The sequence below is a fragment of the Aeromonas sp. Y318-1 genome, assembly GCF_027706125.1.
GTDB lineage: Bacteria > Pseudomonadota > Gammaproteobacteria > Enterobacterales > Aeromonadaceae > Aeromonas > Aeromonas hydrophila.
The window spans coordinates 1-1,059 of sequence record NZ_JAPDCM010000047.1; the positions used below are offsets into that span (position 1 = coordinate 1).

The 1,059-nt window shown below is 54.2% G+C and carries 1 protein-coding gene; it reads left to right on the forward strand.

The features are described 5' to 3' along the window. Positions 1-70 precede the first annotated feature (70 nt). Positions 71-1,051, forward strand: coding sequence for an IS5-like element IS5 family transposase (locus OKB87_RS23520; RefSeq protein ID WP_026141915.1), 981 nt, complete (start codon positions 71-73; stop codon positions 1,049-1,051). Positions 1,052-1,059: the final 8 nt, after the last annotated feature.

A 1,059-nucleotide genomic window follows, 5' to 3' on the forward strand; every position in this document is an offset into this window, starting at 1 on the left:
AGGGAAGGTGCGAACAAGTCCCTGATATGAGATCATGTTTGTCATCTGGAGCCATGGAACAGGGTTCATCATGAGTCATCAACTTACCTTCGCCGACAGTGAATTCAGCAGTAAGCGCCGTCAGACCAGAAAAGAGATTTTCTTGTCCCGCATGGAGCAGATTCTGCCATGGCAAAACATGGTGGAAGTCATCGAGCCGTTTTACCCCAAGGCTGGTAATGGCCGGCGACCTTATCCGCTGGAAACCATGTTACGCATTCACTGCATGCAGCATTGGTACAACCTGAGCGATGGCGCGATGGAAGATGCTCTGTACGAAATCGCCTCCATGCGTCTGTTTGCCCGGTTATCCCTGGATAGCGCCTTGCCGGACCGCACCACCATCATGAATTTCCGCCACCTGCTGGAGCAGCATCAACTGGCCCGCCAATTGTTCAAGACCATCAATCGCTGGCTGGCCGAAGCAGGCGTCATGATGACTCAAGGCACCTTGGTCGATGCCACCATCATTGAGGCTCCCAGCTCGACCAAGAACAAAGAGCAGCAACGCGATCCGCAGATGCATCAGACCAAGAAAGGCAATCAGTGGCACTTTGGCATGAAGGCCCACATTGGTGTCGATGCCAAGAGTGGCCTGACCCACAGCCTAGTCACCACCGCGGCCAACGAGCATGACCTCAATCAGCTGGGTAATCTGCTGCATGGAGAGGAGCAATTTGTCTCAGCCGATGCCGGCTACCAAGGGGCGCCACAGCGCGAGGAGCTGGCCGAGGTGGATGTGGACTGGCTGATCGCCGAGCGCCCCGGCAAGGTAAGAACCTTGAAACAGCATCCACGCAAGAACAAAACGGCCATCAACATCGAATACATGAAAGCCAGCATCCGGGCCAAGGTGGAGCACCCATTTCGCATCATCAAGCGACAGTTCGGCTTCGTAAAAGCCAGATACAAGGGGTTGCTGAAAAACGATAACCAACTGGCGATGTTATTCACGCTGGCCAACCTGTTTCGGGCGGACCAAATGATACGTCAGTGGGAGAGATCTCACTAAAAACTGGG